Source organism: Pseudomonas sp. RA_35y_Pfl2_P32, assembly GCF_963970735.1.
GTDB lineage: Bacteria > Pseudomonadota > Gammaproteobacteria > Pseudomonadales > Pseudomonadaceae > Aquipseudomonas.
Window position 1 is genome coordinate 1 of the sequence record NZ_CAXAQF010000265.1, and the last position, 483, is coordinate 483.

General features: G+C 61.1%; 1 protein-coding gene. It reads left to right on the plus strand.

The features are described from left to right. Positions 1 to 483: glycosyltransferase (locus tag AACY45_RS28190; RefSeq protein WP_339548751.1), on the plus strand; the 483-nt coding region annotated here is incomplete at both ends.

Here is a 483-nt window from a genome sequence, read left to right on the forward strand (position 1 = left end):
TCACCGTTCGGGCGAGCAATCAGCCGTTCACCGTTGGCTGGATCGGCTCGCCTTCTACGTGGCGTTATGTCGAGCCGCTTCTCCCAACGTTACTTCCAGCCTTGGCGCAGATGGGTGCGCGCTTTCTGGTCGTTGGTGCCGGTGTCGCGGCACGAGGGATCGCGGGGGTAGACGTTGTAGACTGGACGCAGGAAGGCGAGGTGCCCGCAATCCAATCAATGGACGTGGGACTGATGCCTGTGCCGGATGATCGCTGGGAACGCGGCAAGTGCGGCTACAAGCTCATTCAATATATGGCCTGTGGCTTGCCGGTCATAGCATCTCCGGTCGGTGTCAACGCGACCTTGGTGACATCTGACGAGGGTTTTGCCGCACACAATCTCGCGGACTGGATCACCGCGCTTCAGACGCTGTCGCGGAACCCAAGCATGCGTGCGCGCATGGGTGCCAACGGCCGGGCTAAAGTCGTGGCGCATTATTCGC